The organism is Hydrogenophaga sp. L76 (genome assembly GCF_057654755.1).
Window position 1 is genome coordinate 2,421,197 of the sequence record NZ_CM172807.1, and the last position, 26,972, is coordinate 2,448,168.

Sequence of the window (26,972 nt, forward strand, 5' to 3'; positions counted from 1 at the left end):
GGAAGGGTTCAGGGATAAAAAACGAGTGCACGGTAACCCGCCATCGCGCTCGCCCCGCCTTCGGCGAGCGAGAGGCGCAGACTCACAGCCTGCGTACCCTGGGCGGGCAAGACCACTGGCGCACCAGGCAATTCCTCTGCCAGAAAGACGCGACGCGCGATGACGGCGTCGGCGGCATCGGTGAGGCTGAGTTCCAGCGCCGGCATGGCCACGGGCGTGAGGGCGCTGTTCTTGAGCACCAGGTCGAAAGAGTAAAAATTGCCCAGACGACGGACCAGGGTCGAGCTGTCGATCACCACCGCGTCAATGTCTCGTGGCGCCTGCAGCACACACCCCGAGGGTTTGCACAACAGGTTCAGCAGGGGTATCAACGAAGCGTGCCGCGCGGCGAGTTGATCGCGCTCCTGCACAGCCCATTGCGCCGTGAGCAGCGCCGCCAAAGCCACAGCCAGCAACAGCAGCGCAGCGCGCACACCCGGGGAATGCCAGAATGCCTGCCGTCGGGCCTGCAGCACAAAGCCGGGCTCTGCCTCCTGCTCCTGCTCCTGCTCCTGCTCCTGCTCCTGCTCCTGCTCCTGCTCCTGCTCCTGCTCCTGCTCCTGCAGATCGTCGTCCAGCGGTACCCGCTCGGGTTTGGGCAATGGCACAGGCGGTGGTGCCTTGACTTCCGCCTCAACGGCCCGTGAAGCTCCGGCCGCCGCGGCGGCGAACCGCGCCAGTTCTGCCTGAAAGTCCGCTTCGTCATCCCTGCCCGCCACCGCCGGCGACTCCGGTGTGTTGGCCTGCTCCAGCCGGCCTTCGAAGTCCAGCGGCCCCGGCTCAGCCAGCGCACGCACCGCTTCCAGCGGTGCAAAGGGCGAGTCAAACGGCGGATCGACAGGGGCCTGCAGTGCTGTCCAGGCCAACGCGTCCTCTGCCTCTTGCTGCGGCGACCATTCCTCGGCTGGCGGCGCGAGCGGCCAGTCGCCGTCCTCGTTTTCGGGCGACACAGGCCACCCTGCTGGTGACGTTTGACCGGAAAGGCCGATGGCGCATTCGATGACCGCGTCTGACGAATCCCAGACCACCGAAGCTTCCGGGATGGCCTCGTCGACGACCGTGTTCTGCGGTTCGTGAATCGGGTGCTCATTCACCGCCTCCGATGGCACAGAGGCAGGCCCCCTGTCGAACGGGTGCACGGGGGTTGTTCCGGGTGGTACTTCTGCCGGCGCGGGCTCGGGTGCCGGCGGCCTGGGTTCGGGCGCCTCCCAGGTCTGCAGATACAGCGTGGCGTCGAACACATCGGCGCAGTGGCCACAACGCACCCAGCCGTCGGAGATCTTCAACTGGTCGGGAACGACCTTGAACATCGTTCCGCAGGCCGGGCAACGGGTGGTGAAACTCATGCCAAGATTATTGCAGGCAGGCCATGCCCAACTGGCCTGCCGATCATGACGCAGACGTCAGGCATCACGACGCACAAGGCCTCAGGCCTTGACCGCGGTCATCAGGATCCAGCCATCCTCTTCGTCGCTGACGGACAGAGTCACCCAGGGGGCATAGGCCTCCCTCAGTTCATCGGCCTGCCGCGCCAGAATGCCGGCCAGCACCAGGTGCCCACCCTCGCGCACATGGCTGCAAAGCAGCGGCGCCAGCACCTTCAGCGGCGTGGCCAGGATGTTGGCCAGCACCAGGTCGTATTCGCCCAGTGCCCGGTCGGGCAGACCCGCATTCAGCTGGGCATGATTGGCCGCGGCGTTGAGCTGCGTGGCTTCGACCGCAGCGGGGTCGATGTCGACCGCGTCGATCTCGCGTGCACCGTGCTTGGCCGCACCGATGGCCAGGATGCCCGAGCCACAACCGTAGTCGAGCACGCGCTGTCCCTGCGCACCCTGTCGCGCCGTCCAGCGCAGACACATGCGCGTGGTCGGGTGGGTGCCGGTACCGAACGCCAGGCCCGGATCGAGCCGGATCACCTGTTGCGCCTCGGCGGGCGGCTCGTGCCAGCTCGGCACGATCCAGAACGTGGGCGTGATCTCCACCGGATCGAACTGCGACTGGGTCAGCCGCACCCAGTCCTGCTCGATCACAGCCTGCACACCCAGCACCTCACAGCCTTCAAAGAAGTCCTGAACGACCAGCAACGCAGCCGCTTCGCGCGCCTCGGTTTCGGTCTGGAACAGCGCCACCACCCGCGAGCTGTTCCAGCCCGCCTTGGGCGCGGGCATGCCCGGCTCACCAAACAGCGCCTGCTCGGACGGCGTCAGGGCATCGGCGTCTTCCACCGAGACGCTCAAGGCGTCCAGCGCCACCAACGCGTCGCTGACCATCTCTACCGCGGCTTCAGGGGCCAGCAAGACCAACTCATACAGGGAGGACATGGGGTGAATTTCGAACAGTCAACGAAACCTCAACAAATGAGGAGAGACTTACCGAGCACACCGCGGAACCGGCTTTGCCGGGCCGCAGGTGTTTCCCCCTGAGGGGAAGGCGCCGAAGGCCCTTCGGGGGAGAGGCTTACCTCTCACGCTGGGACAACCACTCTTCAAGGTAGTGGATGTTGGTTCCACCGGTCACAAAACTGGCGTCGACCATCAGCTCGCGGTGCAGCGGGATGTTGGTCTTGATGCCTTCGATCACGGTTTCAGCCAGGGCTGTGCGCATGCGCGCCAAGGCCTGCTCACGCGTGTCGCCGTGCACAATGATCTTGCCGATCATGGAGTCGTAGTTCGGCGGCACGAAGTAGTTGGCGTAGGCGTGCGAATCGACGCGCACCCCCGGACCGCCCGGCATGTGCCAGGTGGTGATGCGGCCGGGCGAGGGCGTGAACTTGTAAGCGTCCTCGGCGTTGATCCGGACCTCGATGGCGTGGCCGCGCAACTGGATCTGGCGCTGCGTGAACGGCAGCTTCTCGCCAGCCGCCACCGCGATCTGGGTGCGCACGATGTCCACACCGGAAATCCACTCGGTCACCGGGTGTTCCACCTGCACGCGGGTGTTCATCTCGATGAAATAGAACTCGCCGTTTTCAAACAGGAACTCGAACGTGCCCGCCCCCCGGTAGCCAATCTTCTTGCAGGCGGCCGCGCAGCGCTCACCAATTTTTTCGATCAGACGGCGGGGGATGCCGGGTGCCGGCGCTTCTTCGATCACCTTCTGGTGGCGCCGCTGCATGGAGCAGTCGCGCTCGCCGAGGTACACCGCGTTGCGGTGCGTGTCGGCCATCACCTGGATCTCGATGTGCCGCGGGTTCTGGAGAAACTTCTCCATGTACACCTCGGGGTTGCCGAAGGCGGCCCCGGCCTCGGCCTTGGTCGTCTGCACCGCGTGCAGCAGTGCCGCTTCGGTGTGCACGACACGCATGCCACGACCGCCACCGCCACCAGCCGCCTTGATGATGACCGGGTAGCCCACCGCCTTCGCGGTGCGCTTTATCACCACCGGATCGTCGGGCAAAGCCCCTTCCGAACCCGGAACGCAGGGCACCCCCGCGCGGATCATGGCCTGTTTGGCCGAGACTTTGTCGCCCATCAGGCGAATCGACTCGGGCGACGGACCGATGAAGGTGAAACCGCTCTGCTCGACCCGTTCAGCGAAATCGGCGTTTTCGGACAGGAAGCCGTAGCCCGGGTGAATCGCTTCGGCATCGGTCACCTCGGCTGCGGAGATGATGGCGGGCATGTTGAGATAGCTCTGCCCCGAAGCCGCCGGGCCGATGCAGACCGACTCATCTGCCAGTCGCACATACTTGGCATCGCGATCGGCTTCGGAATAGACCATCACCGCCTTGATACCCATCTCACGACAAGCGCGCTGGACCCGCAGGGCAATCTCACCCCGGTTGGCGATCAGGATTTTCTTGAACATGGGCCGGCCGCTTATTCGATGACAAACAGGGGCTGGCCGTATTCGACCGCCTGACCGTTGTCCACCAGGATCTGCTTGACGGTGCCACTCTTGTCGGCTTCGATCTCGTTGAGGATCTTCATCGCCTCGACGATGCAGATGGTTTCGCCTTCCTTGATCGTGTCTCCGACTTCAACAAAGGCCTTGGCGCCAGGGCTGGACGAGCGGTAGAAGGTGCCGACCATGGGCGATTTGACGGTGTGCCCGGCAGGTTCGGCCGCCACGACGGCGGGGGCTGCCGCCACCTCGACCGCCGGCGTTGCTGCCACGGTGGGCGCCGGAACCGCCGGGGCCATGGTGTAGGTCACCGGGGCGTGCATGCCAACCGGCGCGCTCTTGACGATGCGAACCTTGCCTTCGGCCTCCGTGATTTCCAGCTCGGACACGTTCGACTCGGACACCAGGTCAATCAGTGTCTTCAGTTTTCTCAGATCCATGATTACTCCAACGAAAATCTGTCAAATCCGACCAATTGCATTCAAATCCCTTGAACATGCATGCAGCTGGCCAAATGGGGTGTCGCAGTGTACACGAAGCGCTCCATTCCAGATCTCATGGAACGCAGGCGCATGACACCATGAACAAACTGAAGAAAAGAACGTTTGGCTGCAATTTATGGGACTTTATCCCTTTTTCCACCAGATTTGAGTCGTCATGACAAACGGCATGTGTGCCCGTTTTTTGGAGCGGAAGTATCCCCCTCCCGCGCCATCTGTCAAGCCAGTTGCGCCCACAAATCCAGATCGGCCTGGCTGACTTTGCCCACCTTTTGATGCAGCACCACGCCCGACGAATCGAACACGACGGTGTAGGGCAGGCCACCACCGGGATTGCCCAGGATCCGGCTGAGCTCGGTGCCGGCAAAGCCGACCATGCCCACCGGAAACACCAGCGGCAACTTCTGAAGGAAGCTGCGCACCGCAGGCACCTGGTCAACGGCCAGTCCCACCACCTGCCAGCCCCGTGCCTGGTGCTCACGGTAGAACGCATTGAGCAATGGCAACTCCTCGACACAGGGTGGGCACCAGGTGGCCCAGAAATTCACCAGCAAGGGCTGGCCGCGAAAGCGCTCCATCACCAGCGGCTGGCCATCGGGGTCTTCAAAACGCGAAGCCCAGAACTCGGCCTCGGCGTCGGACAACACCGGCTGCGGCCGATGACGCCACAGCGCAAACCCGGCCCCGGCCGCGCCTGCGGCCGCTGCCACGCCCAACATCCACGCGGTCCGTCGATTCATGCTCATGCGGAATTTTCCTCAGTTCCTTGTGCCATCAAATCGCGCAAGGCCTGCGCGTCTCCGCGCGGCTTGCGGCCCTGCCCGTCCGGTTTGAGCGCCCCACGCAAATCGTCAAGGTCGTACACGAGCAGGTGGATCAGCACCCATTGCCCCAGTTCCTCACAGCGCACGCGCAGGGACAACACATCCACCGGCTCGCCGCGCCAGCCCATGACCGTGCCCGTGTGGTAATCCACCCGGCGATCGAGCAAGGCCCATTCGGCCGCTTTGGGGTCGTCGCAGAACAGCTGGATATGGATATCGCTGTGCCGGGTGGCGGTGCCGTGCCAGACAGCGCCGCCCAGGTGCGGCCTGAAACCCGCCAACCGGTCCAGCCAGACCAGTGCCAACCGCCGCAACACCTGCAGCTCGATCGCCTGGGTGTCGGCACAAAAAATGGCGATGTGCTCGCGCACCGCCGCATCCAGCATCTCGTTGTCGGGCCAGAGCCCCCGCGAGGGCAAGCCGAGCTGCTTGCCGGCCTGGCGCTTGGCCGCGGCGTATTCGAGCCCTTCTTCCACCACGAGGCGCGCGGCCACGGCGGCCATTTCAGCGGTGGGACCAGATCGATCAGCTTGCATCGGGGCATTTTGCCTGCTGACCTGCACCCATGCAGCCTTGGGCGGCTTTGGTCTGGCAGTCGCCAGGGTTGGCCCCCCTAAAATCGCTCGATGCATATTCATATTCTGGGCATTTGTGGCACGTTCATGGGCGGTCTGGCGGCGCTCGCACGCGAGGCCGGCCACCGCGTCACCGGTTGTGACGCCGGCGTCTACCCCCCCATGAGCGACCAGCTCCAGGCGCTGGGCATCGACCTGATCGAAGGGTTCGGTGCCGACCAGATGGCGCTGGCACCCGACATGTTCGTGGTCGGCAACGTGGTGAGCCGGGGACGCCTGCCCGATGGAAGTCCGAAGTTCCCGTTGATGGAGGCCATCCTGGACGCTGGCGCCCCGTACACCAGCGGTCCGCAATGGCTGGCGGAACATGTATTGCAGGGTCGCCATGTGCTGGCGGTGGCCGGTACCCACGGAAAAACCACCACCACGGCCATGCTGACCTGGATCCTGGAGGCCAACGGCCTGAACCCGGGCTTTCTGGTGGGTGGTGTGCCGATGAACTTTGGTGTATCTGCAAGACTGGGTGGCGGGGCGGCTGTGCGCTCTGCGCAGATCAAGGAGGAGCCCGCGCCGCGGGCGGGGGACACGGAGCAGAGCGCGCAGCCGCCCCGCAACCCCCTCTTCGTCATTGAAGCCGACGAATACGACACTGCGTTCTTCGACAAGCGCAGCAAGTTCGTGCACTACCGCCCGCGCACGGCCATCCTGAACAACCTTGAATTCGACCACGCGGACATCTTCGACGACCTCAAGGCCATCGAGCGCCAGTTCCACCACCTCGTGCGCACGGTGCCGGGCTCGGGCCGGGTGGTGGTCAATGGACTCGAAGAAAGCCTGGACCGGGTGCTGCACCAGGGCCTGTGGAGCGAGGTGCGCAGCTTTGGCGCCGCGGTCAGCGACTTCACTGCGGTTGGCGAACCCCATGCCTTTGATGTGCTGGAAAGGGGTCAAACCGTGGCCCGGGTGGAGTGGGCACTCACCGGCGTGCACAACCAGCTCAACGCACTCGCCGCCATCGCTGCGGCACAGCATGTCGGCGTTGCGCCGGACGCAGCGGCCCATGCGCTGGGCCGGTTCGAGAATGTGCGCCGCCGCATGGAAGTGCGTGGCACCGTCGCCCGACCGGGCGGCGCCATCACGGTCTACGACGATTTTGCCCACCACCCGACCGCCATTCGCACTACGCTGGACGGTCTGAGGCGCCGCCTGGATCAGAAGCTCACGTCGGGCGGTCGCATCCTCGCGGTGTTCGAGCCGCGCAGCAACACCATGAAGCTGGGCACCATGAAATCCCAACTGCCCTGGAGCCTGCATTCGGCCGATCTGGCGTTTTGCCACACCGGTGGTCTCGACTGGGATGCCGCGGAAGCCCTTCAACCCATGGGCGAACGTGCCCAAGTGGCCCGCTCCATCGATGAACTGCTGGCTCAAGTGGTGGCCACCGCACGCGACGGAGACCACGTGGTCTGCATGAGCAACGGCGGCTTTGGCGGCATCCACGCCCGCCTGCTGTCAGCCCTCGGGACGGCCTGAAACGGCGCGGTGCTTCAGTAGCCGAGCGACTGCGTCACCAGATCCACAGACACCACCGGCTTGGCCAGCGCGGCGCTGGTGGCACGGGCGAACGTCATGGCCCATTCGCGGTGGGCCGCTTCGCGAAAGTGCTCTTCACCCGCGGCCTGCGCCACACACAACACCTTGTCGGCCGTCAGCACCTTGCCGGTCAGGCGGATCGGCTCACACCCCAGCGTGGTGAACTGTTCGTCGAGCCAGGATCGGGCCTGGTCGTGCGGCATGGGCTGCACCTCCTCCAGGTCAAAGCGGTAGGTGGATGTTTCACCCCAGGTCACGGTGACTTGGCTGCGCATACGGACAACTCCTCGGTGTGGATCTTGGGTCATGGTCAGACCTGATTGTGCCTTGGCGCGTCGAGGCTGCCCAGCATCCACCCCTCAGGACCGCTCCGGTGTTGGTGGTGACCCATCCCCGTAAGGTGCGGACGCGGTCGAGACGCGCAAAGGCGAGTGCGGCGCCTCGCGCAGAATGCTGGAGGGCGGCATCTGTTCGGTCAGTCCCACACGCGAACGCAGATCGTTCTCTTGATCGTTCTGATCGAACTGCAAAGCTGTCATCGCGCGCCGCGCAGCGGGCTCGGCCCGGCGCGCGCTGTCGGCGTCCGTGGTCAGACCACCCGCGTGGTAGAGCACCGCCAGATGGTGCGCCAACTCGTACGCTTCGATGCCGGTGCGCTCCCTCAGCACGTCAAAGCAGGCAGGGATCGCCAGCAGCTCTCGCATGATGAGCAGGTGCACTTGGTCAAACCAGCGCGCCGGCACGTGCGGCACCCGCCGCAAATAGATCATCTTCTCGCGGTAGCGCTCCGGCAACACATCCAGGCGCGTGCGCACGGCGTAGGTCCACATGACCCGGTGCAACGGCAGCCGGATGAAGGATGACGGGATGTCGCGCGACAACCCGGGGCGCTGCACCCACTCGGCCATGGCCAGATCCACCGGACGGGCCGGGATCAGCAAACCGGTCACCCAGCGCTCAAAGTCGATCACCGCGAGCAGTTTGCCGTCGTGCACGATGTGCACCCCGTTTTTGTAGAGACCGTTGCGCTTCACCACTTCGGCCCCGAGTGCAAACTGGCTGCGCAGAGGCCGCAGCCAGGCTTCAAAACGCTGCAGGCGCTGGCGCACGCTCTGTTCGTCGTCCGCCTCGAAAAACTCGGCCGAGGCAAAACCCTCGGGCAAGGGCGTGGCAAAGGCGAGCGGTCGATCCACCTCGGCACGGTTGAGCGTCAGGCGCTCGCTACTGCCGAACGGGTGGTGGATGACCACCTCGTCCCGACCCAGCACGTCGACCGACGCACCATTGATCATCCAGGCGTCGGCCAGATGGGGGTCGCAACTGCGCCACTGCGGCCAGCCTTCATGCACCTGGGCGGCCCAGGCTTGCAGCCGCAGGCCCACCGGTTCGGCAAATCCCAACAGACCCAGACGCAAAACCGGTTGCTCCACGCCAACTCCCCATGACCTCTGGCCTGGCCTCCCGGTCCGCTGTGCGCGCGGACGCAAGAAGGTGCTACAGCTTTCCTCACCGACACGGAGACCAGAATACCAAGGGCCTTGAACGGCGACAACGGTCCGTGGCGTGCAAACTGCACAAGTCTGTCCAGTTCGACACAGGACTTGACCAACGCCGGGATGCGCCAGGGCACCCCAACCCGGCATCAAGACTTCAGCTGGCGTGCGCCCTGCACGGCTTCAGAGAGCACCTCCAGCGCCTCCAGCGAATCGGACCAGCCCAGGCAGGCGTCGGTGATGCTCTGACCGTAGGCCAGCTTGCTGACATCGTCTTTGCCGGGGGTGAATTTCTGTGAGCCGGCTTCAATATGGCTTTCGATCATCACGCCGAAGACGCTGCGCGAGCCGCCTGCGATTTGCGCTGCGATGTCGCGCGCCACATCGAGCTGCTTTTCGTGCTGTTTGCTGCTGTTGGCGTGGCTGCAGTCCACCATCAGGCGCGGGGCGAGCTTGGCGGCTTCGAGCTCCTTGACCGCCGCGGCCACGTGGCCGGCGTCGTAGTTGGGCGCCTTGCCGCCACGCAGGATCACGTGGCAGTCCTTGTTGCCGTTGGTCTGCACGATCGCGACCTGGCCGTTCTTGTGCACCGAGAGGAAGTGGTGGCCACGCGCCGCCGCCTGGATCGCGTCGGTCGCGATGCGGATGTTGCCGTCGGTGCCGTTCTTGAAGCCGATCGGTGCCGACAGGCCCGAGGCCAGTTCGCGGTGCACCTGGCTCTCGGTGGTGCGCGCGCCGATGGCGCCCCAGCTGATGAGGTCACCGATGTACTGCGGTGAGATCACGTCGAGGAACTCGCTGCCGGCCGGCAGGCCCAGGCGGTTGATCTCGATCAGCAACTGGCGCGCGATGCGCAGGCCTTCGTCGATACGGAAGCTCTGATCCAGGTAGGGGTCGTTGATCAGCCCCTTCCAGCCCACCGTGGTGCGTGGCTTTTCGAAATACACGCGCATCACGATCTCCAGCGTGTCGGCGTACTTCTCACGCAAGGGCTTGAGGCGGCGCGCGTAGTCCAGCGCTGCGGCCGGGTCATGGATCGAGCAGGGACCAATCACCACCAGCAGGCGGTCGTCGTGTCCGTGCAGCATGTTGTGGATCGATTTGCGCGTCTGGCTGATGAGGGTCTCCACCGGCGTGCCGCCGATGGGGAAAAAGCGGATCAGGTGTTCGGGAGGCGGGAGCACGGTGATGTCCTTGATGCGTTCGTCGTCGGTCTGACTGGTCTTGTCGGCGGGACGCGAATGCCAGGCATCGGCTCTGGCGGGGGTGGCTTTGGCGGTCATCGGGGAGCTCCTCGGTGGGGGTTGCGAAGAAAACGGAAGAAGAAAAACAGGGACAAAAAAAACCGCCGGGCTTGTGGCTCCGGCGGTTTTTTCGAGATTCGGTGATGCGCTTACAGCTTCGCCTCTCGTCCGCCGGGGACTGAGAACCAAAAATAAAAGCCGAAAGCGAAGCGCTGTTGCATAAGTTTGGAATGTAGCACAGGCGGCTTGACACGCGTCTTACACCCCGCCGACAACTTCAGGCCCAGACGACGCCACGCAGCGCCCAACCCATCAACGCACAGGCCACGATGACGCGGATCACACCCTGCTGGAACCGGATCAGCGCCAACGCAGCCACCGCCACCAGAACCAGCGCCACCCAGTCCGGTCGCATCCAGCCGTTCGCAGCGGTGCCCGCCGGATAGGCCACATGGGCCAGGAAGAACAGCGCCAGGCTGGCGATCACACCCACCACGGCCGCGGTGATCGCGGTCAGCGGCGCGGTGAAATGCAGCCTGCCGTGCGTGCGCTCCACCAGCGGGCCACCCGCCATAATGAAGACGAACGAAGGCAGAAAGGTGAACCAGGTGACCACCACCGCAGCCAGGGCTGCGCCGAGGAACAGCGCGTCCGGCCCCAGCACCTGCTGGCCCCAGCCGCCCAGAAAGCCCACGAAGGCCACCACCATGATGAGCGGCCCCGGCGTGGTTTCGCCCAGCGCCAGACCGTCGATCATCTGCGGCCCGAGCAACCAGCCGTGCTCCACCACCGCGCCCTGGTACACATAAGGCAACACCGCATAGGCGCCGCCGAAGGTCAGCAACGCCGCCTTGGTGAAAAACCAGCCCATGGCAGGCAACGTGCCGCTCCAGCCTTGCCAGGCCACCAGTGCGCCCATGGGCAGCGTCCACAAAGCCGCCCCCGTCAGCAGCACGCGAACCAGCCGCGCGCGGCTGAAGCGCGCATGGGCGGGAGTGGGCGTGTGGTCGTCGATGACCGCCAGCACGTGGACGCCATCGGTCACCGCGGCGGTGTGCCCGCTGGCGGCGCGCGCAAACTGCGCCGGCGCCCAGCGCCCGCCCAGCCAGCCCAGCGCCAGCGCCGCCAGCACCACGGCCGGAAAGGGCACCGAAAAAACCGCGATGGCCACAAAGCTGCCCACCGCAACGGCCCACAGCAGCGGCGCGCGCCGGGGATGCCGCAGCGTCTTGCCGCCCATGCGGTGCACCGCCTGCAGCACCAGCGCCGCCACCGCCGGCTTGATGCCGTAGAGCAGGCCCGCCACCCAGGCCACCTGGCCGTACACCACATAGACCCAGCTCAGGCCGATCAGGATCAGCAGCGAGGGCAACACGAACAGCACGCCGGCCACCACACCACCCCAGCTGCGGTGCAGCAACCAGCCGATGTAGGTGGCGAGCTGCTGCGCCTCCGGCCCGGGCAGCAGCATGCAGTAGTTGAGCGCGTGCAGGAACCGCTGCTCGCTGATCCAGCGCTTTTCCTCCACCAGCTCGCGGTGCATGACGGCGATCTGCCCCGCCGGCCCGCCAAAACTGATGAAACCCAGCTTGAACCAGAAACGCAAGGCCTCCCGGAAATTCACGGTGCGCGCGGTGTTCATGCCGGTCTCCAGTTGTGGGTTTCTGCGTTGCCGCCCAGTTGATCGCAGCACCAGGCGTAGAGCGCGTCGTACACCGGCATCATGGCCTCCAGCATGGCTTGATCGTTGTCGGCGTGGCGGCGCGACATGCCCAGCGATACCGCCAGCAAGCCCGCTGCGGGAGCGGCCAGGTCCAGGCGGTCGATGTCGGCCCCGCGCACGATGTGGGCCAACGATTGAAGCGCGGGCAGCTCCAGGCCAAACGCGCCCAGCAAACTGTCGAAGCTGCAACGTTCGCCCTCGTGCGAAATGGGCGCACCGGGCAGGTCGAAGGCGATGGCGTCCAGGCGCCCGGCCTGCTCCAGCACCTCGCCCGTGGGCACAAACAAGAACTCGGCCTCGCGGTCAATGAAGCGGCGCACCAGCCAGGGGCAGGCGATGCGGTCGAACTTGGGGCGCTCGCGCGTGATCCAGCGCGAACGGCCCACGCCGGTAGCGCCCAGATCCGGGCGCTGGCGCAGCCGCGGTGCTGGCGTGACTTGCCAGCTGGCCAGCAGGTCGGGGGCATCCACCCCGGGCTCACCGCCTTCGATGCCCCCCAGCAGGTAGCGCGCGTCCCAGCCCGCAGCACGCAACTGCGCTGCGGCGTTCTGGCTGACTTCGTGGCCGTACACGCAATACAGCACCACCGCCTCTGGCGGTCTGTGCTGCATCCAGCCGACCAGCGCATCCGGTGCCACATGCTGGGACAGCGGCAGCCGGTGCAGGCTCTGTGCGAAGCGTTCTGGGCGCCGCACGTCGAGAATCAAGGGGGTGTCGGGTTGCCCGAGCAGCGCCGCCAACGCGGCAGGACTGACAGCGTGTGAGGGATTTGTGTCGACGGTTTCCATGGTTGGCACTCCACATCAGGTGGTGGCCAGCACTTGGACGAAAACCGTCTATTCCGCAAGGAACTCGGGAGGCTGTTTTTCCCGATGAACAAATGATATCAAACCGGCCGCAGCGGGGCCAGCGAGGCAGGCTGGGAACCCGCCCAGCCTCCGCAGCTTCAGGCAGTGCCGCCGACCGTCAACCCGTCGATGCGCAAGGTGGGCTGACCCACGCCCACTGGCACGCTCTGGCCTTCCTTGCCGCAGGTGCCCACACCGCTGTCCAGGCGCATGTCGTTGCCGATCATGCTGATCTTCTTGAGCGATTCCGGGCCGCTGCCCACCAGCGTGGCCCCTTTGACCGGATACAGGATCTTCCCGTTTTCCACCCAGTAGGCCTGGCTGGCGGAGAACACGAACTTGCCGCTGGTGATGTCGACCTGACCGCCGCCGAAGTTGGTGGCGTACAGGCCCTTCTTGATGCTGGCCACGATTTCTTCGGGGCTCTTGTCGCCACCCAGCATGTAGGTGTTGGTCATGCGCGGCATGGGCACATGGGCGTAGCTCTCGCGCCGACCATTGCCGGTGGGCTTCAGGCCCATCAGACGTGCGTTCATCGCGTCCTGGATGTAGCCGCGCAGGATGCCGTCTTCGATCAGCACGTTTTTCTGCGTCGGGCAGCCTTCGTCGTCCACGTTGAGCGAGCCGCGGCGGTCGGCCATGGTGCCGTCGTCGAGCACGGTCACGCCCTTGGCCGCCACGCGCTGGCCGACGCGGCCGGCAAACGCGCTGGAGCCCTTGCGGTTGAAGTCGCCTTCGAGCCCGTGGCCCACCGCCTCGTGCAGCAGCACGCCCGGCCAGCCCGAACCCAGCACCACGGTCATTTCACCCGCGGGCGCGGGCCGCGCGTCGAGGTTGGTGAGCGCTGCGTCCACAGCTTCGTCCACGTAAGACTGGACCATGGCGTCGTCAAAATACGCCAGACCGAAGCGGCCACCCCCACCCGAGGAGCCGACTTCGCGCCGGCCCTTCTGTTCGGCGATCACCGTGACCGACAGGCGGATCAGCGGGCGCACGTCGGCGGCCATGGTGCCGTCGGCACGCGCCACCAGCACCACATCGTGTTCGGCCGCCAGGCCCGCCATGACCTGCACCACGCGCGGGTCCTTGGCCTTGGCGAGTTTTTCAACCTTCTCCAACAGCGCGATCTTGGCGGTGCTGTCGAGTGTGCCGATCGGGTCCAGACCGGGGTAGAGTGAACGCGATTTCGCCACCTTGGTGGCCGGCGTGCGCACCTTGCGGTCCTGGCCCTGGGCCGTGATCGTGCGCACGGTGTGCGCCGCATCCAGCAACGAAGCCCAGGAGAGGTCGTCCGAATACGCGAAAGCGGTCTTTTCGCCACTCACGGCACGTACGCCCACGCCTTGGTCGATGCTGAAGCTGCCGGTCTTGACGATGCCCTCTTCCAGACTCCAGCCCTCGCTGCGCGTGGTCTGGAAATAGAGGTCGGCATCGTCCGCGCCACGCGACATGATTTCGCCCAGCGCGCGCTGCAAATGGGAGGGTGTCAAACCAAAAGGATCGAGCAGGAGGCTCTGGGCGCTGGACAAACGGGCCAAGGTGGGTTCGCGTGCAATCATGGGCCCATTGTAAGAAGGACAGCGTTCGCGCGCTGGTGGCGGGGTCTTGGAGCGCACCAAGCGCGCCAGGATCGGCGCGCACGCATCAACTCCCGGTCTTCCGCAGCAGCTGCAGCAAGGCGCTGTCGTCCAGACCGGCCATGCCGGCCGAGTGGGCCTGGGCGAAAACACTGGCCGCCGTGTCACCCAGCGGGCCACTGAATCCTGCCGCCCGAGCCGCATCCACCGCCAGCCGGGTGTCTTTTTCCAGCAGGGTCACATGCGCACGCGGCGCCAGGTCACCCGCAATGGCGCGGCGCATGCGGTCCGAGCCGATCCAGCTCTGGCCGCTGGATTGTTCGATCACGTCCAGCGTCGTCGACAAGTCCAGCCCCAGGCGTTCGGCCAGCGCGAGCACCTCGGCGGCACCCACCAGGTTGATGCCCGCGAGCAGGTTGTTGACCAGCTTGGTGCGGGCGCCATCGCCCATGCGCTCGCTGATGCGAAACACCCTGGACGACAGGGCGGCGAGCAGCGCCGCACGGCACTCCAGCACCCCATCCGGTGCAGCCACCATGAGACTCATGCTGCCCTCGCGTGCCCGCGCCGGTCCGCCGGACATGGGCGCGTCGATGCAGTCCAGCCCCTGCGAGGACAAGGCCGCTGCCAGCGCTTCGGTGTCCTGGGGTGCGATGGTCGGGCACAGCATCACGGCCTGGCCGCTGTGCAGGGAAGCAGCGGCGCCGCCAGCACCGAAGAGCACGTCATGCGACTGCGCTGCGTCCACCACGCAGACGATCAACACGCCGTCGGCCACCAGCGCACGGGCTGCCGTCTCAGGGGTGTCGGCGAGGCAGGCGCCGGCTTCCAGCGCCTGTTGCTGGCGCACGGGGTCGATGTCACACACCACCACGGGCCAGCCCAGTTCACACAGGCGCGCGGCCATGGCGCCGCCCATGTTCCCGGCGCCCACGATCGCCACCCGGCAAGCAGGCAGGTGCATGGCAACGCCTTCGCCCACTGGCGACGGGGTGCGAACCCCTCGCATGGGGCTCATGACTGCATCAGGCGTTTGGACTTGGCCACCGACATCAGAATGCCCAGGCAGACGCCCAGCGTCACCATCGCCGTGCCGCCGTAACTGATGAACGGCAAGGGCACACCCACCACCGGCAGGATGCCGCTCACCATGCCCATGTTGACGAAGGCGTAGACGAAGAAATTGGCGGTCATGGCAGCGGCCACCAGACGCGAGAACAGGGTTGGCGCTTCCACCGCGATGATCAGCCCGCGGATCAGCAGGAAGAGGAACGCCGCCATCAGTCCCAGCGTGCCCACCAGGCCGAACTCCTCGGAAAACGCCGCGAAGATGAAGTCGGTGGTGCGTTCGGGAATGAACTCCAGATGGGTCTGTGTGCCCTGCATGAAGCCCTTGCCCCAGACACCGCCGGAGCCGATGGCGATCATGCCCTGGATGATGTGGAACCCCTTGCCCAGCGGATCCTTGAACGGATCGAGCAGCGTGCACACGCGCTGGCGCTGGTATTCGTGCAGGACGCGCCAGTCCACATCGGGCGCGCACCACTGGGGTTCCATCGCGATCAGGATGACCACCCCCACCAGTCCCAGCAGCACCGGCGGAACGATCAGCTTCCAGCTCAGCCCGGCAAAGAAGATGACCGCCAGGCCGGAGGCCATCACCAGCAAGGTGGTGCCCAGGTCGGGCTGCTTGAGGATGAGCGCCGCCGGTATCGCCAGCAACAAGCCCGCCACCACAAAATCCAGTGGCTTGAGCTGGCCCTCGCGGCGCTGGAACCACCACGCAAGCATCAGGGGCATGGCCACCTTCATGAGCTCGCTGGGCTGGATCACCACACCCACGTTGAGCCAGCGCTGGGCCCCTTTTTTCTGGATGCCAAACAGGAACACCGCCAGCAGCAAGGCCACCCCGAGCACGTACATCGGGACCGCCAGCGCCAACAGGCGCTGCGGCGGCACCTGCGACACGACAAAAAGCACACCGGCCGCGAGCATCATGTTGCGGCTGTGGCTGGCGAAGCGCGAGCCGTGATCGAAACCCACCGAATACATGGTCATCAGCCCCGCGCCCGCGAGCAGCAGGATGGCAAAGACCAGCGGACCGTCAAAGCCCTGAAAGATCGGGGCGACGCGCTGCAGCAGGGTGGGTTTGTCAAAGACGACGGCCATGGGCACCGATTATCCTTCGGCGATGACCCCCGCCACCCCCCCTTCACCAGAAACCACCCACCTGCTCTACCTGCACGGCTTCCGCTCGTCGCCCCAATCGATGAAAGCGCAGAAGGTGGCCAAGCGGGTGCACACGCAACATCCGGGCGTCACCTGGTGGTGCCCGCAACTGCCGCCCTCGCCTGCGGCTGCCACCCGCCTGATCCGGGAAGGCACCGCCGCCTGGCCGCGCGGGCAGATGGCCGTGGTGGGCTCGTCACTCGGTGGCTTCTACGCCCGCTGGCTGGCACTGCAGACCGGCTGCCGCGCGGTGCTGCTCAACCCCGCCGTGCACCCGTCGCGCGATCTGGCGCAATACATCGGTGAACAGACGGCCTGGCACGATCCGCAGGAGCGCTTCTTTTTCCAGCCCGCCTTCGTGGACGAGTTGCGTGTGCTGGAGACCGACATTCAGCACCTGGGACCGCAGCACCCGGCCACACCGCAGCGGCAGCTCGCCATCGTGGCGCAGGGCGACGAGGTGCTGGACTGGCGGGAGATGCAAGCCTTCTGTGCCGGTGGCGCGCTGCGCCTGTTGCCCGGCAGCGACCACGCCATCAGCGACTTTGACGACCACATTGAGGCCGTGTTCAAGTTTCTCCGGCTGGTGGGCTGAGTCGCCGGGGAAGTGTCCATCGCCCGCATGGGACAATCCCGCCCATGCACATTCTGTTCGACGACGCCGGCAAACTGATGACCGGCCGCCTCCTGTCCGAAGCCGAAAGTTCCCTGCAGGTGGAGCTGGATTCGGGCAAACGGGTCAAGGTCAAGTCCGCCAATGCCTTGCTGCGCTTTGACAAACCCGCCCCCGCCCAACTGATGCCCGCGGCCACCGCACTGGCCGAGACCATGGAGCTGGAGCTGGCCTACGAATTCGCACCCGAAGGCGAGTTCGGGTTTGCCGAACTGGCGCAGGAGTATTTCAGCGCCAGCGCCAGCACCGAACAACAGGTGGCGGCCCTGCTCTGCCTGCAAGGCGCACCGCACTACTTCCGGCGCGCCGGCAAGGGCCGCTACAAGAAGGCGCCGCCCGAGATCCTGGCGCAGGCGCTGGCCGGCATCGAGAAGAAGAAACAGGTGCAGGCGCAGATCGAAGCCTGGGCCGCCGAGCTGGCCAGCGGGCAATGCCCCGAGCCGGTGCGCCAGCAGCTCTACAAGATCCTGTTCAAGCCGGACAAGAACGCGCCCGAATACAAGGCCGTGGTGGAAGCGGCGCGCAACAGCCACACGGCGCCGCTCACCCTGCTGCAAAACGCCGGCGCCATCGCCAGCGCCTACCAGTTCCACTGGCAGCGCTTCCTGTTCGACCAGTTCCCCAAGGGCACGGCTTTCCCGGCGCTGCAGGCACCCGCCATTGCCGACGAGCTGCCGCTGGCCGCCGTGCAGGCTTTTTCCATTGACGATTCGCACACCACCGAAATCGACGACGCGCTTTCGCTGCAGGGGCTGGGCAGTGGCACGGTCACGCTGGGCATCCACATCGCGGCACCCGGTCTCGCGGTGCTGCCCGACAGCCCCATCGACCAGGTGGCGCGCAACCGCCTGTCCACGGTCTACATGCCGGGCCACAAGATCACCATGCTGCCCGACGAGGTGGTGCAGACCTACACGCTGATGGCCGGGCGGAACTGTCCCGCCGTGTCGCTCTACGTCAGCTTCGACGAGGCCACGCTGGAGCCCAAGGACAGCCACACCGTGCTGGAGCGGGTGCCGATCGTGCACAACCTGCGCCACGACCAGCTCGACACCGTGATCACCGAAGACTGGTTGGCCGGCCAGGCGCCGGCCAGTACAGCGATCACCGAGGCCCATATTGAAGAGCTGCAGCCGCAACTGGCCTTCATCTTCCGCCTGGCGTGCCACCTCAAGGCGCAACGCGAAGTGGTGCGCGGCAAACCGGAAAACTTCAACCGGCCCGACTACACCTTCAAACTCGAAGGCGTGACGGGCAGCGAGCCCGCAGGCGACGAAACCGTGGTGATCGGCACACGACAGCGCGGCGCGCCACTCGACCTGATGGTGGCCGAGGCCATGATCCTGGCCAACAGCACCTGGGGCAACTGGCTCGCCGACTGCGGCGTGCCCGGCATCTACCGCAGCCAGGCCAGCCTGGCGCCTGGCGTGAAGGTGCGCATGGGCACCAAGGCGCAGCCGCACGCGGGCATTGGTGTGAAGAGTTACGCCTGGAGCACCTCGCCCCTGCGCCGTTACGTGGACATGGTCAACCAGTGGCAGATCATCGCCTGCGCGCGCCACGGCAAGACCGCTGCGCTCGCCGCGCCGTTCAAGCCCAAAGACGCCAACCTGTTTGCCATCATCAGCAGCTTCGACGCCGCCTACACCGCCTACAACGGTTTCCAGAACGGCATGGAACGTTACTGGACGCTCAAGCACCTGGGCCAGGCTGGCATCAGCGAGCTCACCGCCACGCTGATCAAGGACAACCTGGTGCGCGCCGACACCCTGCCCCTGGTGCTGCCGGTGCTGGGTGCCGAGGGTCTGCCGCGCGGTGCGCATGTGCGCGTGCGGCTGGGCGACATCGATCACATCACGCTGGACGTGTCCGGCACGGTGGTCGAACGACTCGACTTGCCGGTCGACAATGTGGATGACAGCAGCGAATCCGAGGACGGCGAAGACGACGAACTGGCCGCGCCGCTGGCGCTGGCCATCGACGTCGACGAAACGCAGGTCGATGGTCCGGAAACTGGCACCGAAACCCCTGCCGAGGCGCCCGGGGTATGAGCCACCAGCACGGATAATGCTCGCGTGAAACCGGTCCTGGCCTTTCTCAAACAACTGAGCACCCTGCAACTCGCTCTGGGAATCTCGGTCGCCGTGCACGCCGCGCTGCTGACGGTCCGCTTTGTCGACCCAGAGGGTTTCAACCGGGTGTTTCAGGACACGCCGTTGGAAGTCATTCTGGTCAACGCCAAGAGCGACGAGAAGCCCGAAAAGGCCAAGGCCATTGCGCAAGCCTCGCTGGCCGGTGGCGGCGAGAGGGAAAAAGGGCGGGCCACCTCGCCCCTGCCGCCCAACCCCACGGCCCGCATCGGCGACTCGCCCGAAGAAGACGAGCGCATGATCGAAGCGCTCAAAGAGCGGCAAAAACAGATCCTGACCCAGGTGCGCAAGCAACTGGCCAACATGCCACCGCCAGACCTGCAGGCCGTCAACACCAGCCAGGAAACCATTGAGCACGAGCGCAAGCGCCGGGCGCTGGTGAAGGTGCTGGCCGAGATCGAAAAGCGCATCAACCAAGAAAACGAGCGCCCGCGCAAGCGCTACGTCAGCCCGGCCACGCGCGAAGAGGTCTACGCGATCTACTACGACGAACTGCGCCGCAAGATCGAAGACCGGGGGACCACCAACTTCCCCGAAGCCGCGGGTCGCAAGCTCTATGGCGAGCTCACCATGGTCATCACGGTGAACCACACCGGTACCGTGCTGGGCACCGAGGTGGTGCAGACCTCCGGCAACACCACGCTGGACCGACGTGCCCAGGCGATCGTGCGCGGCCTCGGCTTTGGTCGCTTCAACGAAGCCATGCGCCAGCGGGCCGACCAGATCGTGGTGGTGTCGCGTTTCCGTTTCACGCGCGACGCCACTTTGCAAACCCAGATGTCCAGCCAGTGATGAAATCGATCGGTCGCTGGCTGTTGTGGGTGGTGCTGGCCGGATTGGCGCTGCAGCTGTTTTTTGTCTTGCGTGTCGCGCTGATGGTGGTGATCGATCCGCAAAGCACTGCCTTCATGCGCTCGGAGGCCTGGCGTGTCGCTGGCCAGAGCCTCAGGTCCGACAAGGACTGGCGCTGGTCGGCCCAATGGGTGGACTATGACCAGATCAGCCCGCACCTCAAACGGGCCGTGATGGCGTCCGAGGACGCGGGCTTTGCGGAACATGATGGCGTGGACTGGAGCGCGATCGAAGCGGCCTGGGTCAAGAACGAAAAACGCCTGGAGCAGGTCGAGAAACGGACCGCGCAGCTCGAACGCAAGCTCGCCAAAAAGCCCGAAGCGGCCGAAGCCGCCATCAAGGCCATCAAGCCGCCCAAGGTCATCGGTGGCTCCACCATCACCCAGCAACTGGCCAAGAACCTGCTGCTCTCGGGTGAACGCAACCTGCTGCGCAAGGGCCAGGAGCTGGTGCTCGCGCTCACGCTGGACGCGCTGCTCAGCAAGCAGCGCATTCTTGAGATCTACCTCAACAGCGTGGAGTGGGGAGAAGGCGTCTTCGGCGCCGAAGCCGCGGCCCAGCGCTATTTCAAGAAGCCCGCCGCCAAATTGAGCGCCTACGAGGCGGCACGTCTGGCCGTGATGCTGCCCAGCCCCAAGTTCTTCGAAACCCGGCAGGGTTCGGCCTACCTCGCCCGCCGCACGAGCACCATCGTGGCGCGCATGGGCGCAGTTCAGGCGCCGTGATGTGCCCCCCTGCGCCGCTGCGCGGCTTCCCCCCAGGGGGACGACACCAGCGGCCTGGCAAAGCCAGTTCCGCGGTGTCCCTGGGTTCGGACATCGCAGTCGCTTTGCTCTGGCCCTGTGCCGGGATGTGTTCATGAACTGGCGTGCCCAGGCCGTGAGCACCTTCCTGCTCGGCCTGGTGCGCCTGCTCACCGGCGCCCAGGCCCGCTGGTACGGTTGCCCGCCCAAGGCGGAGCAGCGCATCTATTTCGCCAACCACCAGAGCCACGCCGACCTGGTGCTGATCTGGGCGGCTCTGCCCCAGGAACTTCGCAGCATCACCCGCCCCATCGCCGCGCGCGACTACTGGACGGCATCGAACTTCAAGCGCTGGATCACCACCGAGGTGTTCAACGCGGTCTATGTCGAGCGCGAAAAGAAGGGTGACGAGGACCCGTTGCAACCCCTCGTCGATGCCCTGGAGAGCGGTGACTCGCTGATCCTCTTTCCCGAAGGCACGCGCGGCCATGCGGAAGATCCGCAAGCCTTCAAGTCCGGGATCTACAACCTGGCCCGGCGCTTTCCCCAGGTGGTGCTGGTGCCCGCGTGGATCCACAACGTGCAGCGGGTGATGCCCAAGGGCGAGGTGATCCCGGTGCCGGTGCTGTGCTCGGTGACGTTCGGTGAGCCGATGGCCCTGGGGGCGGATGAAGCCCGTGCCGATTTCCTGAACCGCGCACGCGCTGCCGTCATGGCCCTGCGGGAGGTCTGATGGGTTCCTTCCTGCGCAGCCTTACCCCCGAACAGCAGGTCAGCCTGATGTTTGTGCTGCTGTTCGGCCTGCTGCTGATCGCCAGCGGCTTGGGCGTGCTGCTCTCGCTGCGCGAACGCCAGCACGCCGACGACCACACCGGCGATCGCGCCCGACGACTGCACGACTACCAGGCCCTGCTGCGCAACTCGTGGCTGATGACGCTGGTGTTCTGGGTCGGCTGGGCGGCCGGCGAGAGCGTGGCCATCGTGCTGTTCGGTCTGGTCTCGTTTTTCATCCTGCGCGAATTCATCAGCCTCTCGCCCACCCGGCGCGGTGACCACCGCAGCCTCGTGCTGGCGTTTTTCATCGTGCTGCCGCTGCAATACGCCCTGGTCTGGAACCAGCACTTCAACCTCTTCACGGTGTTCATCCCGGTCTATGTGTTCCTCGCCATCCCCGTGGTGAGTGCGCTGGGCAACGACCCGCAACGCTTTCTGGAGCGCAACGCCAAGCTGCAATGGGGCATCATGGTCTGCGTCTACGGCATGAGCCATGTGCCGGCGCTGCTGTGGCTCAACTTCCCGCGCTTTGCCGGCAAGACCGCATTCCTCGTGGTGTTCCTGGTGCTGGTGGTGCAGACCTGCATGCTGGTCCAGCACCTGATGGCGCGGCGGCTGCGCGACCCTGTGGCACCGGCGATCAGCGCCAGTTTCCACTGGCGCAGCTGGATAGCGGGCCTGGCCGCCGGTGGCCTGCTGGGCGTCGCCCTGGCCGGATTCACACCCTTCAAGCCTCTGCAGGCCCTGGCCATGGCGCTGGTGGCCTGCATGGCCGGTTCGTTGGGGCACCTGGTCATGAAAGCCATCAAACGCGACCGCGGCGTGACCCACTGGGGTTCGGCCGGCCGCTCGGTCACCGGCGCCAGTGGCCTGCTCGACCGCGTGGACGCCCTGTGTTTTGCCGCTCCGGTGTTTTTCCACTCCGTGCGCTGGACCTTCAACCTCTGAACGCTGAAACGGCACACCACCCATGCGCATCCTCGGCATCGACCCCGGCCTGCAGTGCACCGGTTTTGGCGTCATCGACGCCGAGGGTGCCACGCTGCACTACGTGGCCAGCGGCACCATCCAGACCAGCCCGAAAGACGGCGCCTTGCTGCCCGAGCGGCTGAAGATCCTGTTTGACGGCATCAGCGAGGTGGTCAAGCGCTACCAGCCCGAAACCTCGGTCTGCGAGATCGTGTTTGTCAACGTCAACCCGCAGGCCACGTTGCTGCTGGGCCAGGCCCGCGGCTGCTGTCTCACGGCATTGGTGGCCAACGGCCTGCCGGTGGCCGAGTACACCGCCCTGCAGCTGAAGAAAGCGGTGGTCGGCTACGGCCGCGCCGACAAGGCGCAGATGCAGGAAATGGTCAAACGCCTGCTGCAGTTGCCCGGCCTGCCCGGCAAGGACGCGGCCGACGCCCTGGGCCTGGCCATCACCCATGCGCAGGTCAGCCGCACGATGCAGGCCATCAACAAGGTGTCCCCCCTGCAGGCACGTACCCATGCGGCTTACAAAGGCGGCCGGAACTACTGAAAACAGGGGACAGGCCGTCAGCGGCCAGATGGTGCGCGGTTGTTACGAACCGTACATGGACGTAACAACAGTATCTGCGCTCCCCAGAGCATCCCCCATCTGAGGGATGAAAACAACAGCTTCATGGGGGTTTTCCCCCTGAGGGCCCCTTTTGTACAAATTGATAAATATCAATGACAACGGGACCAACCGTTGCAACTGCGCACAGATGACCACGGCCTGGATAGGCACATTAGCGGCCAAGGCTTCGATGCAAACTTCCGTCGGGCCCCGGAGCCCGTTTCTGTCGGGACAGCCCTTGACCCTTCACCCGGATACCTCAAATGGAACTTGAATTTTCACGAATGGCCCTCGTCTACGCCCACCTGATCGCCTGTTGCGCGGCCATCGGGTTGATCCTCATGAGCGACATTGCCATGGTCAAACAGCTCATCTCTGGCGATCCCCACGAACGCATGGACCCGAAACACCTGCAGGTGTGAACGGCTGTCAGTTTCCGCGTAAATCTGGTGTCGGGAGCAAGCCAGACGCGTTCACCCGCTTCAGTCAGCTGAATGCCTTGAACTTCCTTTGAGTTGAATGGGGGGTGCCCGTTCTGCAGGGCACTGAGGTGTGCCGGGGGGGGGGCGTGCCTGCTTTGGCCGTGGCATGGCGGGCATGAGTCAGCGCAGGGGTATGGCGCAGCGCTGGTGTTTTGCGTTACATATCGCCTACCCGTGTAAGAAGCAGGCGCGACAGTGACAGTCACTTTCCGGTAAACCCACTGTCGCGCCCCGAGACCCACCGCTTTGGAGGGCGCCGTTGCCGCTGTCAGTATTTCACGAAGCGGGCGTGGCTGTCCATAGCATGGGCTCACGCATGGGAATGGAGCGCCCATGCCCACTGCCCAGCCCGCGCCGTCACCACCGCCCAGACGCTTTGTGTGCGCCCTGTGCCGCTGCCCTGTGCTCATCTGCAGCCACTGCGACCGCGGCCAGCGCTACTGCAGCGCGGCCTGCTCGCACCAGGCCAGAAGTGGCGCCCAGCGCGCAGCCGGCAAACGCTACCAGGACAGCCGCAAGGGCCGTCACGCTCACGCCAGACGCCAGGGGCAATGGAGGGCGCGCCAGCAAACAGTGACGCATCAGGGTAGCCCACCACCGCCCTGCACTGATGTACTCCCACCCGGCGAAACAACCGCTCTGATCCCAGACGCAAGTCAACGCTGCAAGTGCCAGTTTTGCGGCCGTTCGGTCTCGAATTTTGTACGCCTGGACTATTTGCGTTGCCGCTTTCGTCGCCCATCGAAACCATCCGTATGGAGTACCGACTCACATGGCCATTTCACCTGAACTCACGGCGCAGATCCTGCGCTACCACCACGCCGAGCACTGGCCGGTGGGAACGATCTCGTCCCAGCTGGGCGTGCACCGCGAGACCGTCATGCGCGTGCTCACCCAGGCCGGCGCCGCCCCCATAGTGCCCGCACAACGCACCTCGGGCGTGAGCCCCTACCTGCCCTTTATTGAAGAGACCCTGAAGCAGTTCCCCAACCTCACGGCCAGCCGGTTGCACACCATGGTCGCCGAGCGCGGTTACGAGGGACGCCCCGACCACTTTCGCCACATCGTCGCCAGGCACCGTCCACGCCCCCCAGCACAGGCCTACTTGCGCCTGCGCACCTTGCCCGGTGAACAGGGGCAATGCGACTGGGGCCACTTCGGCCACATCCAGATCGGGCAAGCCAGGCGACCCCTGATGGCCTTTGTGATGGTCCTGTCCTGGTCCAGACGCATCTTCCTGCGCTTCTTCCTGGGCGCGCACATGGAGAACTTCCTGCGCGGCCACGTCCAGGCCTTTGAATCCTGGGAGTCCGTTCCCAGGGTCGTCTTGTACGACAACCTCAAGAGCGCGGTGCTCGAACGCAGGGGGCAGGCCATCCGCTTCAATCCCACCTTGCTGGCACTCTCGGCGCACTACCGCTTCGAGGCCAGGCCCGTGGCCCCGGCCCGGGGCAATGAGAAGGGCCGCGTGGAGCGGGCCATCCGCTACATCCGCACGGCCTTCTTCGAGGGACGCACCTTTGACGGCCTCGACGATCTCAATGCCCAGGCCGATGCCTGGGTGAACGGGGCAGCCAGCGCTCGGCGCTGCCCCGAGGACTCCCAGCTGTCGGTGCAGCAGGCCTTTGACCAAGAGAAGGCGCACCTGATGGACATCCCGGTCACACCGTTTTGTTGCGATGAGATCCGCGGCGTGACAGCGGCCAAGACACCCTATGTTCGCTTTGACCTGAACGACTATTCCATCCCCCACACCCACGTACAGCGCAGCCTGAGCGTGCACGCCAGCCTGCATGAGGTGCGTATTCTGGACGGCCAGCAGGCACTGGCCACGCACCCGCGTTGCTGGGACAAGGCTCAGCAGATCGAGATCGAGGCCCATGTGCAGGAACTGGTGCAGCACAAGCGAGCCGCGCGAGCCCATCGCGACACGGACCGCCTGGTGCACGCGCTGCCTCAGGTGCAGGATTTGCTGACAGAGGCGGCCAAGCGGGGTGAGCCGCTGGGACGCATCGCCCGTGAGTTGCAGGAACTCCTGGATGTGCATGGACGCACGCAGATGACGGCCGCCGTCGCCGATGCCATGAGCCGCGGTGTGCCGCACCCCCATGCGGTTCGTCTGGCGCTGCAACACCAACGCCAACGCCAGCGCCAGCAGCAAACCCCGCCCCCGCTGGGCGTGGCCCTGTCCGCGCAGGTGCGCGCGCGCGACATCGCCGTGCGCCCCCACAGCCTGGACAGCTATGACCGTCTCACGCAGGAGAGTGACGATGCCAGCAACTGATTCGGCCACACTCAAACACCGCGCCCAGGCGTTGCAACTGCACGGGGTGCTGGCCAACTGGAGTACCTGCTGCACCGAACCCTGGGTGGGCACATTGCTGGACTGGGAAGAGCAGGAGAGAACCCGCCGATCCATGGAGCGGCGCCTGCACAGTGCGCGCATCGGGCGCTTCAAGCCCTTGGTGGATTACGACTGGCGCTGGCCCGAGCAGATTGACCAGGCCAGCGTGAGCGAGCTGATGACGCTGCAGTTCCTGCAAAACGCCAGCAACGCCATCCTGGTGGGGCCCTCCGGGGTCGGCAAGACCACGATCGCGCAGAACATTGCGCACCAGGCGGTGTTGCAGGGACACACCGTCCTGTTCACCACCGCCGGCAAGCTGCTGGGCGAGCTGGCCAGTCTGGACAGCGATTCGGCACTGCGCACCCGGCTGCGCCACTACGCCAGGCCAGAGCTCCTGGCCATTGATGAGGTCGGGTATCTGTCGTATTCCAGCCGCTATGCCGATCTGCTGTTCGAGTTGATCAGCCGGCGCCACGAGCACAAGAGCACGCTGATCACCACGAACAAATCGTTTGCCGAGTGGGGTGAAGTGTTCCCCAACGCGGCCTGCGTGGTCGCACTCGTGGACCGCCTGGTCCACCACGCCGAAATTGTCGGTATCAAGGGCCAGTCGTACCGGCACAAGGAGGCACAAGAACGCGCCCGGGCGCGCACCGCAAAGCGCAAACCGTCGAAGGAAACAGCATGAAGCCGTGGCACCCGCCTTCAGGACTGCACCATGGGCTGCCCTTCACGGTGGACGACACCTGGACACCAGAGCAGGCCTTGGCGGTGATGGAGTTGCTTGATGATCTGCGCGATCGCGTCTGGACCCATTACGGCCGGGTCATCCAGAACCTGCTGCGCGAGCAGCGCGTGACACAGTGAATCGCTGGACGACTTTG

The 26,972-nt window shown here is 65.4% G+C and carries 26 protein-coding genes; 12 read left to right on the plus strand and 14 right to left on the minus strand.

Annotated features, from left to right (window positions below):
* Positions 1–8: 8 nt before the first annotated feature.
* From AC23D4_RS11590 to AC23D4_RS11615, 6 genes are all read right to left on the minus strand, one after another.
* A complete protein-coding gene (locus tag AC23D4_RS11590) occupies positions 9–1,385 on the minus strand; it encodes a DUF3426 domain-containing protein (RefSeq protein WP_472887702.1) in 1,377 nt (458 codons plus the stop codon).
* Positions 1,386–1,466: 81 nt separating this feature from the next.
* The gene (gene prmA, locus AC23D4_RS11595; protein WP_472887724.1) at positions 1,467–2,351 is read right to left on the minus strand and encodes a 50S ribosomal protein L11 methyltransferase; all 885 of its coding nucleotides are present in this window, start codon (positions 2,349–2,351) and stop codon (positions 1,467–1,469) included.
* A gap of 145 nt (positions 2,352–2,496) precedes the next feature.
* Positions 2,497–3,846 (minus strand): acetyl-CoA carboxylase biotin carboxylase subunit, encoded by a 1,350-nt coding sequence (gene accC / locus AC23D4_RS11600; RefSeq protein ID WP_305280408.1) that lies wholly within the window; start codon positions 3,844–3,846, stop codon positions 2,497–2,499.
* A gap of 11 nt (positions 3,847–3,857) precedes the next feature.
* The gene (accB, locus tag AC23D4_RS11605) at positions 3,858–4,322 is read right to left on the minus strand and encodes an acetyl-CoA carboxylase biotin carboxyl carrier protein (RefSeq protein WP_472887703.1); all 465 of its coding nucleotides are present in this window, start codon (positions 4,320–4,322) and stop codon (positions 3,858–3,860) included.
* A gap of 278 nt (positions 4,323–4,600) precedes the next feature.
* Positions 4,601–5,128 carry a TlpA disulfide reductase family protein gene (locus AC23D4_RS11610; protein WP_472887704.1) on the minus strand — a complete coding sequence of 176 codons (528 nt, stop codon included), beginning with the start codon at positions 5,126–5,128 and terminating at the stop codon, positions 4,601–4,603.
* On the minus strand, positions 5,125–5,742 hold the full coding sequence (locus AC23D4_RS11615) for a hypothetical protein (RefSeq protein ID WP_472887705.1): 618 nt from the start codon (positions 5,740–5,742) through the stop codon (positions 5,125–5,127). Before AC23D4_RS11615 ends, AC23D4_RS11610 begins: the two co-directional genes overlap by 4 nt.
* A 90-nt stretch (positions 5,743–5,832) precedes the next feature.
* On the opposite strand from AC23D4_RS11615, the gene mpl reads away from it, so the two are divergent.
* The gene (mpl, locus tag AC23D4_RS11620; protein ID WP_472887706.1) at positions 5,833–7,314 is read left to right on the plus strand and encodes a UDP-N-acetylmuramate:L-alanyl-gamma-D-glutamyl-meso-diaminopimelate ligase; all 1,482 of its coding nucleotides are present in this window, start codon (positions 5,833–5,835) and stop codon (positions 7,312–7,314) included.
* A gap of 14 nt (positions 7,315–7,328) precedes the next feature.
* Here the strand turns inward: mpl and AC23D4_RS11625 are convergent, their stop codons facing one another.
* The 8 genes from AC23D4_RS11625 to rodA all read right to left on the minus strand — a co-directional run bounded on the left by AC23D4_RS11625 (position 7,329) and on the right by rodA (position 16,428).
* Entirely contained in the window at positions 7,329–7,649 is a 321-nt protein-coding gene (locus AC23D4_RS11625; RefSeq protein ID WP_177132091.1) for a hypothetical protein, read from the minus strand.
* Between the two features lie 84 nt (positions 7,650–7,733).
* Complete coding sequence (locus AC23D4_RS11630) at positions 7,734–8,804, minus strand: hypothetical protein (protein ID WP_472887707.1); 1,071 nt, start codon at positions 8,802–8,804, stop codon at positions 7,734–7,736.
* Between the two features lie 212 nt (positions 8,805–9,016).
* The gene (locus AC23D4_RS11635; RefSeq protein WP_472887708.1) at positions 9,017–10,150 is read right to left on the minus strand and encodes a 3-deoxy-7-phosphoheptulonate synthase; all 1,134 of its coding nucleotides are present in this window, start codon (positions 10,148–10,150) and stop codon (positions 9,017–9,019) included.
* A 238-nt stretch (positions 10,151–10,388) separates the two neighbouring features.
* Positions 10,389–11,753, minus strand: coding sequence for a chromate efflux transporter (gene chrA / locus AC23D4_RS11640; protein WP_472887709.1), 1,365 nt, complete (start codon positions 11,751–11,753; stop codon positions 10,389–10,391).
* Positions 11,750–12,622: a chromate resistance protein ChrB domain-containing protein gene (locus tag AC23D4_RS11645; protein WP_472887710.1), complete on the minus strand. Its 873-nt coding sequence runs from the start codon at positions 12,620–12,622 to the stop codon at positions 11,750–11,752. Before AC23D4_RS11645 ends, chrA begins: the two co-directional genes overlap by 4 nt.
* A 158-nt stretch (positions 12,623–12,780) precedes the next feature.
* Positions 12,781–14,241 (minus strand): metalloprotease TldD, encoded by a 1,461-nt coding sequence (gene tldD / locus AC23D4_RS11650; protein WP_472887711.1) that lies wholly within the window; start codon positions 14,239–14,241, stop codon positions 12,781–12,783.
* A gap of 85 nt (positions 14,242–14,326) precedes the next feature.
* Positions 14,327–15,223, minus strand: coding sequence for an NAD(P)-dependent oxidoreductase (locus tag AC23D4_RS11655; protein ID WP_487623610.1), 897 nt, complete (start codon positions 15,221–15,223; stop codon positions 14,327–14,329).
* A 50-nt stretch (positions 15,224–15,273) separates the two neighbouring features.
* On the minus strand, positions 15,274–16,428 hold the full coding sequence (gene rodA, locus AC23D4_RS11660) for a rod shape-determining protein RodA (protein ID WP_472887713.1): 1,155 nt from the start codon (positions 16,426–16,428) through the stop codon (positions 15,274–15,276).
* On the opposite strand from rodA, the gene AC23D4_RS11665 reads away from it, so the two are divergent.
* From AC23D4_RS11665 to AC23D4_RS11715, 11 genes are all read left to right on the plus strand, one after another.
* On the plus strand, positions 16,427–17,083 hold the full coding sequence (locus AC23D4_RS11665) for a YqiA/YcfP family alpha/beta fold hydrolase (RefSeq protein WP_487623611.1): 657 nt from the start codon (positions 16,427–16,429) through the stop codon (positions 17,081–17,083). The two genes, rodA and AC23D4_RS11665, sit on opposite strands and share 2 nt — an antisense overlap.
* Before the next feature lie 44 nt (positions 17,084–17,127).
* Positions 17,128–19,212, plus strand: a complete 2,085-nt coding sequence (locus tag AC23D4_RS11670; RefSeq protein ID WP_472887715.1) for a ribonuclease catalytic domain-containing protein — start codon at positions 17,128–17,130, stop codon at positions 19,210–19,212.
* Between the two features lie 24 nt (positions 19,213–19,236).
* Positions 19,237–20,103 carry an energy transducer TonB gene (locus AC23D4_RS11675; protein WP_472887716.1) on the plus strand — a complete coding sequence of 289 codons (867 nt, stop codon included), beginning with the start codon at positions 19,237–19,239 and terminating at the stop codon, positions 20,101–20,103.
* Positions 20,103–20,888, plus strand: a complete 786-nt coding sequence (locus AC23D4_RS11680; protein WP_472887717.1) for a transglycosylase domain-containing protein — start codon at positions 20,103–20,105, stop codon at positions 20,886–20,888. Before AC23D4_RS11675 ends, AC23D4_RS11680 begins: the two co-directional genes overlap by 1 nt.
* Before the next feature lie 133 nt (positions 20,889–21,021).
* The gene (locus AC23D4_RS11685) at positions 21,022–21,639 is read left to right on the plus strand and encodes a lysophospholipid acyltransferase family protein (protein WP_472887718.1); all 618 of its coding nucleotides are present in this window, start codon (positions 21,022–21,024) and stop codon (positions 21,637–21,639) included.
* Positions 21,639–22,628: a phosphatidate cytidylyltransferase gene (locus tag AC23D4_RS11690; RefSeq protein ID WP_472887719.1), complete on the plus strand. Its 990-nt coding sequence runs from the start codon at positions 21,639–21,641 to the stop codon at positions 22,626–22,628. The genes AC23D4_RS11685 and AC23D4_RS11690 overlap by 1 nt, the downstream gene beginning before the upstream one ends.
* A 22-nt stretch (positions 22,629–22,650) precedes the next feature.
* Entirely contained in the window at positions 22,651–23,199 is a 549-nt protein-coding gene (gene ruvC, locus AC23D4_RS11695) for a crossover junction endodeoxyribonuclease RuvC (RefSeq protein ID WP_472887720.1), read from the plus strand.
* Between the two features lie 344 nt (positions 23,200–23,543).
* The gene (locus AC23D4_RS11700) at positions 23,544–23,681 is read left to right on the plus strand and encodes a hypothetical protein (protein WP_487623612.1); all 138 of its coding nucleotides are present in this window, start codon (positions 23,544–23,546) and stop codon (positions 23,679–23,681) included.
* 832 nt (positions 23,682–24,513) lie between these two features.
* Positions 24,514–26,025: an IS21 family transposase gene (istA, locus tag AC23D4_RS11705; protein WP_472890610.1), complete on the plus strand. Its 1,512-nt coding sequence runs from the start codon at positions 24,514–24,516 to the stop codon at positions 26,023–26,025.
* Positions 26,012–26,776 (plus strand): IS21-like element helper ATPase IstB, encoded by a 765-nt coding sequence (gene istB, locus AC23D4_RS11710; RefSeq protein WP_472888557.1) that lies wholly within the window; start codon positions 26,012–26,014, stop codon positions 26,774–26,776. Before istA ends, istB begins: the two co-directional genes overlap by 14 nt.
* The gene (locus AC23D4_RS11715) at positions 26,773–26,955 is read left to right on the plus strand and encodes a hypothetical protein (RefSeq protein ID WP_305335885.1); all 183 of its coding nucleotides are present in this window, start codon (positions 26,773–26,775) and stop codon (positions 26,953–26,955) included. Before istB ends, AC23D4_RS11715 begins: the two co-directional genes overlap by 4 nt.
* Positions 26,956–26,972: the final 17 nt, after the last annotated feature.